Below are 13,092 nucleotides of genomic sequence, written 5' to 3'. Positions count from 1 at the left end.
TTCTCATCCTTCCCTGCTCAGGGCTGTATGGTAATGAGATGATGATTTAAAACTGGGGAGGTATATAAAGAGATGGTGGTGGGGGAAGGATTCGAACCTTCGAAGTCTGTGACGGCAGATTTACAGTCTGCTCCCTTTGGCCGCTCGGGAACCCCACCATGGTATTCATGGTTGCTAATTTTGAACAGAAAGTTGGCAAATTCTCTCTGGCACTACTGAAACAACTTTACTTTGAGTGATTCATGAGGCTTCAGATTTCTCTGTTTGCTCATTGCCATAAAATAATGGTGGTGGGGGAAGGATTCGAACCTTCGAAGTCTGTGACGGCAGATTTACAGTCTGCTCCCTTTGGCCGCTCGGGAACCCCACCATGATATTCATGGTTGCTAATTTTTAACAGAAAGTTGGCAAACCCTTTCTGGTAGAACTGAAACTCTTTCCTTTGCTTGCGAAACGTCTGTCTCGGTAAGCGGGGCGCATCATATCAAATGAAGCGCTTGTGTAAAGCATTGAAATGCAGAAAATGAATTGTTTGTCGCTTTTTTATTCTCAGCGGTGCTTCCGTGAACGAAAGACACCGCTTTGTTAACCAATTACAGGATCACCGTGCGGTTACCGTAGACGAACACGCGTTGAGCCAGTACACGATACAGTGCGCGGCTAAGCACGTTTTTCTCCACGTCACGCCCGGCACGCATCATATCTTCTGCCGAATAGGTGTGATCGACATGAATAACGTCCTGCATAATGATTGGGCCTTCATCCAGGCTGTCGTTCACATAGTGCGCCGTTGCCCCGATGATCTTCACGCCACGCTCATAAGCCTGGTGATAAGGGCGTGCACCGATAAAGGCTGGCAGGAACGAATGGTGAATATTGATCACCTGGTTTGGGTAATGCTGAACAAAAGCCGGGGTCAGCACGCGCATATACTTGGCCAAGACTACGTAATCAGGCTGATATTGGTCGATCTGCGCGATCATCTGTTGATCATGTTGCTCACGCGTCAGCCCTTCGTGGCTGACCAGATGGAACGGAATGTCAAAGCGTTCAACCAGCGTCTGCAACGTGGTGTGGTTGCCAATGACGGCGGCAATCTCAACGTCCAGGCCGCCATAGGCGCTTTTCATCAGCAGATCGCCCAGGCAGTGGGCTTCTTTGGTGACCAGCACCACAATACGGCGGCGGCCTGCGCTGTGCAGTTCGCGCTCCGAACCCTCTGGTAACGCGCCGTCCAGATCGGCCAACAGCGTCGTATCATTGAAGATCCCTTCCAGCTCGGTACGCATAAAGAAGCGACCGGTGAGGTGATCGACAAACTCATTGTTCTGCACAATGTTCAATTCGTGCTTGTAACAAATGTTGGTGATCTTGGCGATCAGCCCTTTGGCATCGGGGCAGATGGTGCGTAAAATTTTTCTTTGTACGTTTTGCTGTGGCATGAGTGTGTCGATTCCGTCTGATTCTGAACCCGCAGGCTTATTGCCCGCAGCACTTTTTATATTTTTTGCCTGAACCGCAGGGGCAAACGGCATTTCTGCCCGGTTGAGGTTTGGTTCCGTCGATATAGTACCAGCGTTGTTCAAGGCGAAGGAAGCGGGAACGCTCATGCATGGCACTCTCGCTTTCTCCATCGCGCGAACGGGCGATGAATTCCACGAACCCTTCATCGGCGCTATTGCCAGCGGTTTCCGCTACCACCGTCAGCCCAAGCCATTCGGTATCGCCAAAGCTGCTGCTGATGGCGCTGCGCCACTCTTCGGGGTTGCAGTCTGGGTGCCAGGTCGCAATTAGATAATCCACATCCCGTTTTACATAGGCGGAATATCTCGAACGCATTAATATGCCCGGCGACATAGCGTATTGAGTACCTGTTATATAGGGCGCACAGCAAGCGCTGTAGTCCTGCCCGCTGCCGCAGGGGCATAGCTCAGTCAAAATAACGCCTCTCAGTAGTTAGCTCGCACGATGTATAGCCGCGGCTAAAATCAATTTAACGCATATGTTACCTAACATCATTCGTTGATGACAATGTACCCTGCGATTGGGTTGAGTGAATTCACCGAGCAAAGGATAGGCAAAGCATGCGGAAAGTTAAAATCGGGTTGGCATTAGGGGCCGGTGCCGCCAAGGGGTGGGCGCATATCGGCGTGATTAACGCACTGCGTAAGCTGGGTATCGAAGCCGATATTGTTGCAGGATGTTCCGTGGGAGCACTGGTTGGGGCGGCGTTTGCCAGCCATCGGTTGCCAGCGATGGAGAAGTGGGTACGATCATTCAGCTACTGGGACGTAATCAGACTGATGGATCTGTCCTGGCAGCGCGGTGGTTTATTACGCGGCGAACGCGTGTTTAACGTCGTTGGCCAAATACTGAAAATTAACGACTTTACCGACTGCTCATTGAAATTCGGTGCGGTGACCACCAACCTCAGTACCGGCCGTGAGCTGTGGATGACCAAAGGGGATATCCACCAGGCCATTCGTGCCTCCTGCAGCATGCCGGGTTTGTTGGCACCGGTCTGGTTTGACGGATATTGGTTGGTGGATGGTGCCTTGGTCAACCCGGTTCCTATTTCATTGGCTAGGGCGATGGGGGCAGACATCGTGATTGCCGTGGATTTGCAACATGACGCGCACCTGATGCAGCAGGATCTGTTTTCGGTACGCAATGATGCTGGCGAGCAGAGTGAAACAAGCATTAGCGATGCCAATAACTGGCGCGACCGCCTGCGGGAACGCATGAATAAAATGATGTTGAAGAAAACCACCTTCACCCCCACGGCGATGGAAATCATGAGCACCTCGATTCAGATGCTGGAGAATCGAGTGAAGCGAACCCGTATGGCCAGTGACCCGCCGGACGTACTGATCCAGCCGTATTGCCCACAGATATCTACCCTGGATTTCCATCGCGCCAGCGAGGCGATAGAGGCGGGCCGCTTGGCAGTCGAAAAACAGATAGATGTTTTGGCACCATTGATAAAAAATAAATGATTACCATTTGTTAGGGTGGAATGATGCTATTGGGCGTGTTTTCGACAGGCACAAGTGCTCATTATGAGCCACTATTACAACATCAAAAGGGAAGAGGCTGGGTCGATGGCATTACCACTGATAAGCAAGCGCATCTTAATCGTTGAGGACGAACAGGTTTTCCGTTCTGTGCTTGTAGGTTATCTTGCATCCTTGGGAGCACAAACCAGCGAGGCGGCCAATGGCCTTGTGGCGTTGAGTGCGGTTGAAGAGTTCGCTCCCGATCTCATCCTGTGCGATCTCGCCATGCCGGAAATGGACGGCATCGAGTTTGTTGAGCATCTGCGCTTGCAAGGGATAAAGATCCCGGTATTGGTGATCTCGGCGACCGATAAAATGGCGGATATCGCCAAGGTGCTGCGGCTCGGCGTTCAGGATGTGCTGCTGAAACCGTTGAGCGATCTCAATCGGCTGCGCGAAGCGGTACTGGCTTGCCTCTATCCTAATATGTTTACTTCGCAGGCGATCGAAGAGGCTGAGCTGTTTCAGGATTGGCAGGCATTAAGCCAAAACCCCTCCGAGGCCGTGAGATTACTCAAGCAGTTACAGCCACCCGTGCAGCAGTCTATTGCCGGTTGCCGTATTAATTATCGGCAATTAACCACCAGCGAAAATCCGGGGTTGGTGCTGGATATCGCGGCGCTATCGGATAAAGACCTGGCGTTTTATTGCCTGGATGTCACCCGTGCGGGAGATAATGGCGTGATGGCTGCCTTGCTGTTGCGTGCTTTATTCAACGGCTTACTACAAGATCATTTAGCCAATCAACAGCATCGCCTGCCGCAAATGTCTGCATTGTTAAAACAAGTTAACCAATTATTGCGCCAAGGCAAGTTGGAAGGCCAATTTCCGCTGTTGGTGGGCTATTATCATGCCGAATATAAGAATCTGGTGCTGGCCTCTGCCGGTTTGCATGCCAATGTAAATACAGGGGATAACCTGATTCAATTAAGTAATGGCGTCCCCTTGGGCACGCTTGGCACCACTTACATGAATCAAATAAGCCAACGCTGTGATGCCTGGCAGTGCCAAGTCTGGGGGAGCGGCGGTCGGTTACGTCTGATGCTGAGTGCTGAATAAATCATCAATGGAACTCCAGCAATTGCCTCTGCCTATTCTCCATTAACGTCGTTTCCATAGGTAGTTGTCTTAATTTATTGCTATTTGAGCTTGGGGTAATACTCAGCGGATTTAAGCTGGTATACTTTGCGGGTTTTTCGTATGGCGGAGTAAGTGCGCAATTTGAGAGCGAAAAGAGAGCTACTTAGAAAGATCGTCAGGACTTCAGTAGCCATTTGCGGGTGATAAGCTCGTTGGTGAGCTCTTTGACCTATAGCGTGTCGAGACGAAAAGACCACCCAACACGGGTAAAGAATTGTTGGTTTGGCTGCGGCCTAGGGCGGCGGACAAACAGAAGTAGCTTGATAACTTTTTGTTAAATTTGAAAATTAGGACTTCCCGATGAAAGTAACCGTTTTCGGTATTGGCTATGTTGGCCTGGTACAGGCAGCCGTGTTGGCTGACGTGGGTCATGATGTCATGTGTATCGACATCGATGAACAGAAGGTCGAAAACCTCAAACAAGGCAATATTCCGATCTTTGAACCGGGCCTGACCTCGTTGGTACAGCAAAACTATGAAGCCGGTCGTCTACATTTCACTACCGATGCAAAAGCCGGTGTTGCTCATGGCGCTATCCAGTTTATCGCCGTGGGAACGCCACCGGACGAAGATGGTTCTGCCGATCTGAAATATGTCACCGCCGTGGCACGCACCATCGCCGAACATATGACAGACCGCAAAGTGGTGATCGATAAGTCAACCGTACCGGTAGGTACCGCTGATAAAGTTCGTGAAGTGATGACCGAAACGCTGCGCAAGCGCGGCAGCGACTTGGCGTTTGATGTCGTCTCCAACCCAGAGTTCCTCAAGGAAGGGGCAGCTGTTGCCGATTGTATGCGCCCTGAGCGTATCGTGCTGGGCACCGACAACAAAGACGTCATTGAGCCGTTGCGTGAGCTGTATGAGCCGTTCAACCGTAATCACGACCGCATGATCCTGATGGATATCCGTAGCGCAGAACTGACCAAATATGCCGCCAACTGCATGCTGGCGACCAAAATCAGCTTTATGAACGAAATCTCCAATCTGGCAGAGATGCTGGGTGCGGACATTGAAAAAGTGCGTCAGGGGATCGGTTCGGATTCACGTATTGGCTATCACTTCATTTATCCAGGCTGTGGCTACGGCGGCTCCTGCTTCCCGAAAGACGTTCAGGCGTTAATTCGCACCGCAGAGCACATCGGTTATCAACCGAAATTGTTGCAGGCGGTAGAGCAGGTGAACAACCAGCAGAAATATAAGCTGACCCAGTTCATCAAGCATCATTTTGCTGATGATATAAAAGGGAAAACCTTCGCGCTGTGGGGCCTGGCGTTTAAACCTAATACTGACGATATGCGTGAAGCTTCCAGCCGCGTGCTGATGGAAACCTTGTGGGAGTTAGGCGCCAGCGTGCAAGCCTATGACCCGGAAGCCATGGCTGAAGCGCAGCGTATCTATGGGCAACGTGCCGATCTGAAACTGATGGGTACCAAGGAGGCGGCGTTACAGGGAGCCGATGCGTTGGTGATCTGTACCGAATGGCAGAATTTCCGTGCTCCGGATTTTGATGCGATTAAGTCAGCCTTGAAGCAGCCTGTCATTTTTGATGGCCGTAACCTGTATGATCCAGAACGTCTGCAAGCTCGCGGCTTTACTTATTATGGTATTGGTCGCGGCGCATCGATTAAGCCGGTCATCTAAGAGGTGAGCATGAAATTCCTGGTAACAGGTACTGCAGGGTTTGTTGGTTATCACGTAACGGAGCGCCTGCTAGCCATGGGGCATCAGGTTGTCGGTATCGACAACCTGAATGATTATTACGCTGTCAGCCTGAAACAGGCACGGCTCGACATGCTGGCTAATCAGCCAGCATTTCAGTTTATCAAACTGGATTTGGCCGATCGCAATGGAATTGCCGAGCTGTTCGCTGAACATCAGTTTGAGCGGGTCATTCACCTCGGCGCCCAGGCCGGGGTGCGTTATTCGCTGGATCACCCCTTGGCTTATGCGGATTCCAACCTGATTGGCCATTTGAACATTCTTGAAGGGTGTCGGCATAATAAGGTTGGGCATTTGCTGTACGCGTCCTCCAGTTCGGTTTATGGCCTGAATCGCAAGCTACCGTTTTCGACGGATGACTCTGTCGATCACCCAATATCCCTGTATGCTGCGACGAAAAAAGCCAATGAGCTTATGTCGCACAGCTATTCGCATTTATATGGTCTGCCAACCACTGGCCTGCGCTTTTTCACCGTATATGGCCCTTGGGGGCGTCCTGACATGGCGCTGTTTAAATTCACCAAGGCGATATTGGCCGGTGAGAGCATTGATGTATATAACCACGGTGAGATGCATCGTGATTTTACTTACATTGATGATATTGCCGAGGCGGTAGTGCGCTTGCAGGCCATTGTTCCTCAACCCAATGCCAATTGGACGGTGGAACAAGGGTCTCCAGCCAGCAGTTCTGCGCCTTACCATGTCTATAATATCGGCAATAGTAGCCCTATTAAGTTAATGGAATATATTCATGCCCTGGAGGCTGCGTTAGGTATCACGGCGCGCAAAAATATGCTGCCGATGCAGCCTGGTGACGTTTTGGATACCAGCGCGGATACCGAGGAGCTGTACCAGACTATCGCGTTTAAACCTGAGACTAGCGTTGATGAAGGGGTTAAACGGTTTGTTGATTGGTATCGGGCGTTTTATAACGTTCAGTAACCGAACGATAGAAGGGTAGAATAAAGGGGCTTTGGCCCCTTTTTCTTTTCCTGTACATGAGAATTTTGCTAGTCAACCGGAATAACGCGTGTGAAGGTCAGGGGGATTACCGTGGCTGCAAAGCAAAAAGGCTCCCATAGGGAGCCTTTTGAAGGTAACTAAAATGCTATTACAGCAGGAAATCGTCCAGAGATTTGCCTTGCTCTTCGATAGCTTTTTTAATCACGGCTGGAGTACGGCCCTGGCCAGTCCAGGTTTTCATTTCGCCGTTTTCGTCTTTATACTGGTATTTAGCTGGGCGTGCAGCACGCTTTGCTTTACCAGCGGCTTTGGTAGCAGCCATAGTTTGCAGCAGTTCGTTTGGATCAATACCGTCTGCAATCAGCATTTCGCGGTATTGTTGCAGTTTACGAGTGCGCTCTTCAATTTCTGCTTGAGCCTGGCTGTCTTCTTCGCGGCGTTCGTTAACAACAACTTCCAGCTTCTCCAGCATCTCTTCCAGTGTTTCCAGGCTGCATTCTCTTGCCTGTGCACGTAGAGTACGGATGTTGTTCAAAATCTTCAATGCTTCGCTCATTGTTCTAGCTCTCAAATTATATTGGTGGGGGGGCGTGACGATAATAATAGAGTGCTCCTTTCTTTTCTGCAATAGCCAAATTGAAAGAGTGACTAAATTTATCTTTAAAAAACCGATATTGAGAACTGTCCGACTAATAACATAGGGGGATCAGGCTTTAATCCCCCCTGGTTTTTATGCCAAATTGTCCAACCGGATGGCATAATCGCCGAGCTTAAAGTCATTTTGGTCCGCTCGTCATAATTATGCTCTATAACAGTATCGGGAAGGATTTGTGTCCATAATCACTTCCCCAAAAGGACTAGTACTGTAAAGAATGGGGGTATAGCGGTAAACAGCCTGACAGGAGAGAGTAAGTTGTTAAGCGTTCCAATTAACCGGGTAGTCATCGCTCAAAACACATTTAATTGCATTGTTGGCGGGAGGGACTGGGCAGGCTGTTTGCTCGCTGGCAGGACATATCCGTTTGAGCATTAATGAATTTAGTTAATCATTAACAAAAATTAATTGTGCTTGATAAACCACAGTAATCTGTAAATAGATGTAAAAGTGTCCGTTGCGCGTGTAAAATGTTTCACATGAAACTTGGCTTATGGCTATTTTCTTAGGTCAAGATAATGTCAGCCCGCTTGCTGAGTCTGACCAGGGTCTATGCTACACTGTCAACCTGCACCTTCCGACAGTATATACCCGTCGTCTTTCAGGCCGCAGCGTTGTTAACCGCAACAGAGACTCATCAACCGGGGGCGAATATATTCTCCCTTATTGGCAAGGGCGCAGTGAAGCGCGCCAGCTAGACCAGATGATGAGTCAGCGGGGGGCTCAGCTACAACCAGAAAGTCTTAGGGTATATATTTTAAACCATTGGAGTCGCGGCCACATGGCTCAGCTTTATTTTTATTATTCCGCTATGAACGCGGGGAAATCGACGGCACTGTTACAATCTTCATATAATTATCAAGAACGTGGTATGCGCACGCTGGTGTTCACCGCGGAAATCGACCACCGCTTCGGCGTGGGCAAAGTGAGTTCGCGGATTGGGTTGTCGTCGCAGGCACAGCTTTATAATAACGCCACCCAGCTGTATGCCATGATTAATCAGGAACATCAGCAGCAGCCCGTGCATTGCGTGCTGGTGGATGAGAGCCAGTTTCTGACCAAAGAGCAGGTTGAAGAACTTTGCGAGGTGGTCGACCAACTGGATATTCCTGTGCTGTGTTATGGCTTACGTACGGATTTTCTTGGGGAACTGTTTGTTGGCAGCCATCATCTGCTTGCCTGGGCCGATAAACTGGTCGAACTGAAGACCATTTGTCATTGCGGGCGTAAGGCCAATATGGTGCTACGCCTGGGGGACGATGGCAAGGCGATGCATATGGGGGAGCAGGTGGTGATCGGGGGTAACGAAAGCTATGTTTCGGTATGCCGCAAACACTACAAGGAAGCGATCAAGACCCCAGAGTGATATTGCGCCAGAAGCGCCGCAGAAGGCCTATGCGGCGTTTTTGAATGCCGACCTGTGGGGTAGGGTAGTATCGTTGTCAAAATCGTGTGGTGCTCATTGGGAACAATTTGTCTCACGCATAAAAAAACCCGCCTTTCGGCGGGTTTTGACCATTCAGAGAACGGTTATTTCTTGGACTTTTTTTCCGCTTTGGCTGCAACTGGTGCCGCAACTACCGCCTCTTCTTCAGTCGCTTCGCTGAATTCGCGACCGTAGAAGGTATCCATCAAGATTTGCTTGAGTTCGGCAATCAGCGGATAACGTGGGTTAGCACCGGTACATTGGTCATCAAACGCATCTTCAGACAGTTTGTCGACCTTGGCCAGGAAGTCGGCTTCCTGTACGCCAGCTTCGCGGATCGAGGTTGGAATACCCAGCTCTGCCTTGATTTCGTCCAGCCATTTCAGCAGTTTTTCGATCTTCTGCGCGGTACGGTCACCGGCAGCGCTCAGGCCGAGGTGGTCTGCGATTTCCGCGTAGCGACGACGAGCCTGAGGGCGGTCATACTGGCTGAAGGCGGTCTGCTTGGTCGGGTTGTCGTTGGCGTTATAACGAATAACGTTAGAGATCAACATGGCGTTAGCCAGGCCGTGCGGGATGTGGAACTCAGAACCCAGTTTGTGGGCCATTGAGTGACAGACACCCAGGAAGGCGTTGGCAAACGCGATACCGGCGATGGTAGCGGCGTTGTGTACACGCTCACGAGCAACCGGGTTTTTCGCCCCTTCGTGATAGCTGGCTGGCAGATATTCTTTCAGCAGTTTCAGCGCTTGCAGCGCCTGGCCGTCGGAATATTCGTTAGCCAGTACGGAAACGTAGGCTTCCAGGGCGTGAGTGACCGCATCCAGCCCGCCGAAGGCGCACAGGGATTTAGGCATGTTCATCACCAGGTTGGCATCGACAATCGCCATGTCCGGGGTCAGAGCATAGTCAGCCAGTGGGTATTTCTGGCCGGTGGCGTCATCGGTTACTACCGCAAACGGCGTGACTTCTGAACCGGTACCTGAAGTGGTTGTGACGGCGATCATTTTCGCTTTCACGCCCATTTTCGGGAACTTGTAGATACGCTTACGGATGTCCATAAAGCGCAGCGCCAGATCTTCGAAGTGGGTTTCAGGATGTTCGTACAGCACCCACATGATTTTCGCGGCGTCCATTGGTGAACCACCACCCAGCGCGATGATCACGTCTGGTTTGAAGGAGTTCATCTGCTCGGCACCTTTACGTACGATGCTCAGCGTTGGGTCAGCTTCAACCTCAAAGAACACTTCAGTTTCAATACCGTGCGATTTCAGAACCTTGGTGATCTGATCGGCATAGCCGTTATTGAACAGGTAGCGGTCGGTAACGATGAAGGCACGTTTTGCCCCGTCGGTAGCCACTTCTTCCAGCGCGATTGGCAGTGAGCCACGGCGGAAGTAGATTGATTTCGGAAGTTTGTGCCACAACATGTTTTCTGCTCGCTTCGCTACAGTTTTCTTGTTGATCAAATGTTTTGGACCGACGTTTTCAGAGATGGAGTTACCCCCCCAGGAACCGCAGCCCAACGTCAGTGACGGAGCGAGTTTAAAGTTGTACAGGTCACCGATACCCCCCTGAGAAGCCGGGGTGTTGATCAGAATACGTGCGGTTTTCATTTTGTCGCCAAAATATTCCACGCGTGCAGTCTGGTTGTCTTGATCGGTGTACAGACAAGAGGTGTGACCGATACCGCCCATGGCGACCAGTTTCTCGGCTTTGCTGACGGCGTCTTCAAAGTCCTTGGCCCGGTACATCGCCAGGGTAGGTGACAGTTTTTCGTGAGCAAACGGCTCAGATTCGTCAACCAGTTTCACTTCACCAATCAGGATTTTGGTGTTGGCTGGCACTTTGATACCGGCCATTTCAGCGATTTTTGGTGCAGACTGGCCAACGATAGCGGCGTTGAGGCCACCGTTTTTCAGGATGATGTCCTGAACGGCTTTCAGCTCTTTGCCCTGCAGCATGTAGCCGCCGTGGGAAGCGAAGCGTGCGCGCACTGCATCGTATGCGGAATCCACCACAATCACGGACTGTTCAGACGCACAGATCACACCGCTGTCGAAGGTTTTTGACATCAGGATAGAAGCAACAACGCGTTTGATGTCGGCAGTTTCATCGACGACAACTGGAGTGTTACCGGCACCAACACCGATAGCGGGTTTACCAGAGCTGTAAGCGGCTTTAACCATGCCTGGGCCACCGGTTGCCAGGATCAGGTTGATGTCTGGGTGATGCATCAGCTGATTGGACAGTTCCACCGTTGGCTGGTCGATCCAACCGACGATGTCTTTCGGCGCGCCAGCAGCAATGGCAGCCTGCAACACGATATCAGCGGCTTTGTTGGTGGCGTTCTTGGCACGTGGGTGCGGAGAGAAGATAATGCCGTTACGGGTTTTCAGGCTGATCAGCGCTTTGAAGATCGCGGTAGAAGTTGGGTTGGTGGTTGGCACGATACCGCAAATCAGGCCAATTGGCTCTGCAATGGTGATGGTACCGAAAGTGTCGTCTTCGGAGAGGATCCCGCAGGTTTTTTCGTCTTTATAGGCGTTATAGATGTATTCGGAAGCGAAGTGGTTTTTGATGACTTTGTCTTCAACGATACCCATGCCTGATTCTTCAACGGCCATTTTAGCCAGAGGAATACGGGCATCTGCGGCGGCGAGGGCAGCGGCGCGGAAGATCTTATCAACTTGCTCTTGTGAGAAGTTGGCATACTCGCGCTGGGCTTTTTTGACACGTGCAACTAGCTCGTTCAATTCAGCGACATTCGTTACAGCCATGATGCTCTCCTGATAAATGTTAAACTCTTTCAGTAAATAAGCCGTTCGAGGAACTAGTATAGACATCTGTCAGGAAGGCGTCTGTTAGATCATGAGACTTTTCCCGCAGTTAGCGACCCATACTGCTGATTTACTTAAAGAGCTTTACCAAGTGCAAGTTGGTAGTAGGCAAGCGAGACGGAAATCGGTATCCATACCTCGTACTCCCTTTTGACTACGACTAAGAGCTTAACTATTCCTGAGTAGATATTTCGTGATGTACATCATAAAAATCGCAAGCTGACACCTTTCAGCTGGTGTTTGTTGAGAGTAATTATCAACAAGGTGCTTGACGATGACGCGATGATACTTGATAACAGCATGCAACACACAAAGCATTAACAATAGCGAATTGTTTTGTAACATTCTGTTGGGGTAGGGAAAAATGCTGGTCGAGTGGATGGATTAGCTGGCGCAATTCCATTACATTAGCGCGCATCGGCAGTGTCTCTTTATACAGCTATTTATGCGGAGTTTTTCGTGGGCCAATCTCTGTTGGATTTTTCCGGCTACATCAAGTTCTTTGTCGGCCTGTTTGCGCTGGTCAACCCGGTAGGTATTCTGCCGGTGTTTATCAGTATGACCAGCTATCAGGCCGAGGTCGGGCGTAACAAAACCAACCTGACGGCTAACCTGTCGGTGGCGATTATTTTGTGGACCTCGCTGTTCCTGGGCGAGGGTATATTGCGTATGTTTGGTATCTCCATCGATTCTTTCCGTATTGCTGGTGGCATTCTGGTGGTGACCATCGCCATGTCGATGATCAGCGGCAAGCTGGGTGAAGACAAACAGAACAAGCAGGAAAAGTCAGAGAGCGCGATCCGTGAAAGCATCGGGGTTGTTCCCTTGGCTCTGCCGCTGATGGCCGGGCCGGGTGCTATCAGTTCCACCATTGTCTGGAGCTCTCGTTACCACAGCTGGCAGAACCTGTTAGGTTTTACCGTGGCGATCGCCTTGTTCGCTTTCTGTTGTTGGCTATTGTTCCGGGCAGCTCCGCTGCTGGTGCGTCTGCTGGGGCAAACCGGCATCAACGTCATTACCCGTATCATGGGGTTATTGTTGATGGCGCTGGGGATCGAATTTATTGTCACCGGCATCAAAGCCATTTTTCCTGGGTTGTTATAACCTTAATAAAGCCGCGGATAATCCTGTTTGCGGCTTAAGTTATTTTTAATTTTTCAAATTATCCCAGCTGATGCATTATTAAAGTGCATCAGCTGCCTGCTTTTTATTCTATTGCCCCACCCTGTGGCACAAATCTCACTTTATCGGTTGATAAAGCACCAAGATGTTATTTTCTCCACTTTTAAA

At 50.4% G+C, this 13,092-nt stretch carries 10 protein-coding genes and 2 tRNA genes; 6 read left to right on the top strand and 6 right to left on the bottom strand.

Annotated features, from left to right (window positions below):
* Nucleotides 1-73 precede the first annotated feature (73 nt).
* The 4 genes from KGP26_RS15585 to KGP26_RS15570 form a co-directional block, all read right to left on the bottom strand.
* Nucleotides 74-158: transfer RNA gene (locus tag KGP26_RS15585), tRNA-Tyr, on the bottom strand.
* A 127-nt stretch (nt 159-285) separates the two neighbouring features.
* Nucleotides 286-370: transfer RNA gene (locus KGP26_RS15580), tRNA-Tyr, on the bottom strand.
* Nucleotides 371-593: 223 nt separating this feature from the next.
* Complete coding sequence (gene purU / locus KGP26_RS15575; RefSeq protein ID WP_021181219.1) at nt 594-1,442, bottom strand: formyltetrahydrofolate deformylase; 849 nt, start codon at nt 1,440-1,442, stop codon at nt 594-596.
* A 37-nt stretch (nt 1,443-1,479) separates the two neighbouring features.
* On the bottom strand, nt 1,480-1,938 hold the full coding sequence (locus KGP26_RS15570; protein ID WP_059200970.1) for a YchJ family protein: 459 nt from the start codon (nt 1,936-1,938) through the stop codon (nt 1,480-1,482).
* 146 nt (nt 1,939-2,084) lie between these two features.
* Here KGP26_RS15570 and rssA point away from each other — a divergent pair, with 146 nt between their 5' ends.
* From rssA to KGP26_RS15550, 4 genes are all read left to right on the top strand, one after another.
* The gene (gene rssA, locus KGP26_RS15565) at nt 2,085-2,996 is read left to right on the top strand and encodes a patatin-like phospholipase RssA (protein ID WP_024486672.1); all 912 of its coding nucleotides are present in this window, start codon (nt 2,085-2,087) and stop codon (nt 2,994-2,996) included.
* 105 nt (nt 2,997-3,101) lie between these two features.
* Nucleotides 3,102-4,115, top strand: a complete 1,014-nt coding sequence (gene rssB, locus KGP26_RS15560) for a two-component system response regulator RssB (protein ID WP_037376114.1) — start codon at nt 3,102-3,104, stop codon at nt 4,113-4,115.
* Between the two features lie 381 nt (nt 4,116-4,496).
* Nucleotides 4,497-5,840 carry a UDP-glucose/GDP-mannose dehydrogenase family protein gene (locus KGP26_RS15555; protein WP_223664258.1) on the top strand — a complete coding sequence of 448 codons (1,344 nt, stop codon included), beginning with the start codon at nt 4,497-4,499 and terminating at the stop codon, nt 5,838-5,840.
* A 9-nt stretch (nt 5,841-5,849) separates the two neighbouring features.
* Nucleotides 5,850-6,860: an NAD-dependent epimerase gene (locus tag KGP26_RS15550; protein ID WP_223664255.1), complete on the top strand. Its 1,011-nt coding sequence runs from the start codon at nt 5,850-5,852 to the stop codon at nt 6,858-6,860.
* Between the two features lie 169 nt (nt 6,861-7,029).
* Here the strand turns inward: KGP26_RS15550 and hns are convergent, their stop codons facing one another.
* Entirely contained in the window at nt 7,030-7,437 is a 408-nt protein-coding gene (gene hns / locus KGP26_RS15545) for a histone-like nucleoid-structuring protein H-NS (RefSeq protein ID WP_021181225.1), read from the bottom strand.
* A gap of 880 nt (nt 7,438-8,317) precedes the next feature.
* On the opposite strand from hns, the gene KGP26_RS15540 reads away from it, so the two are divergent.
* On the top strand, nt 8,318-8,902 hold the full coding sequence (locus tag KGP26_RS15540) for a thymidine kinase (protein ID WP_021806600.1): 585 nt from the start codon (nt 8,318-8,320) through the stop codon (nt 8,900-8,902).
* A 164-nt stretch (nt 8,903-9,066) separates the two neighbouring features.
* On the opposite strand, the gene adhE is transcribed toward KGP26_RS15540, so the two are convergent.
* Nucleotides 9,067-11,742: a bifunctional acetaldehyde-CoA/alcohol dehydrogenase gene (gene adhE, locus KGP26_RS15535; protein WP_021806599.1), complete on the bottom strand. Its 2,676-nt coding sequence runs from the start codon at nt 11,740-11,742 to the stop codon at nt 9,067-9,069.
* Nucleotides 11,743-12,261: 519 nt separating this feature from the next.
* Here adhE and KGP26_RS15530 point away from each other — a divergent pair.
* Nucleotides 12,262-12,906 carry a YchE family NAAT transporter gene (locus tag KGP26_RS15530; protein WP_021181228.1) on the top strand — a complete coding sequence of 215 codons (645 nt, stop codon included), beginning with the start codon at nt 12,262-12,264 and terminating at the stop codon, nt 12,904-12,906.
* Nucleotides 12,907-13,092 lie beyond the last annotated feature (186 nt).

The organism is Serratia sp. JSRIV002 (genome assembly GCF_019968725.1).
Classification (GTDB): domain Bacteria; phylum Pseudomonadota; class Gammaproteobacteria; order Enterobacterales; family Enterobacteriaceae; genus Chania; species Chania fonticola_B.
Note: the sequence above shows the minus strand (reverse complement) of the source record. Positions and strands in the feature narration are given on the sequence as shown.

Coding starts and splice junctions, on each gene's coding strand:
- purU (WP_021181219.1), bottom strand. CDS start 1,442: ATGCCACAGCAAAACGTACAAAGAAAAATTTTACGCACCATCTGCCCC.
- rssA (WP_024486672.1), top strand. CDS start 2,085: ATGCGGAAAGTTAAAATCGGGTTGGCATTAGGGGCCGGTGCCGCCAAG.
- rssB (WP_037376114.1), top strand. CDS start 3,102: ATGGCATTACCACTGATAAGCAAGCGCATCTTAATCGTTGAGGACGAA.
- KGP26_RS15555 (WP_223664258.1), top strand. CDS start 4,497: ATGAAAGTAACCGTTTTCGGTATTGGCTATGTTGGCCTGGTACAGGCA.
- KGP26_RS15550 (WP_223664255.1), top strand. CDS start 5,850: ATGAAATTCCTGGTAACAGGTACTGCAGGGTTTGTTGGTTATCACGTA.
- hns (WP_021181225.1), bottom strand. CDS start 7,437: ATGAGCGAAGCATTGAAGATTTTGAACAACATCCGTACTCTACGTGCA.
- KGP26_RS15540 (WP_021806600.1), top strand. CDS start 8,318: ATGGCTCAGCTTTATTTTTATTATTCCGCTATGAACGCGGGGAAATCG.
- adhE (WP_021806599.1), bottom strand. CDS start 11,742: ATGGCTGTAACGAATGTCGCTGAATTGAACGAGCTAGTTGCACGTGTC.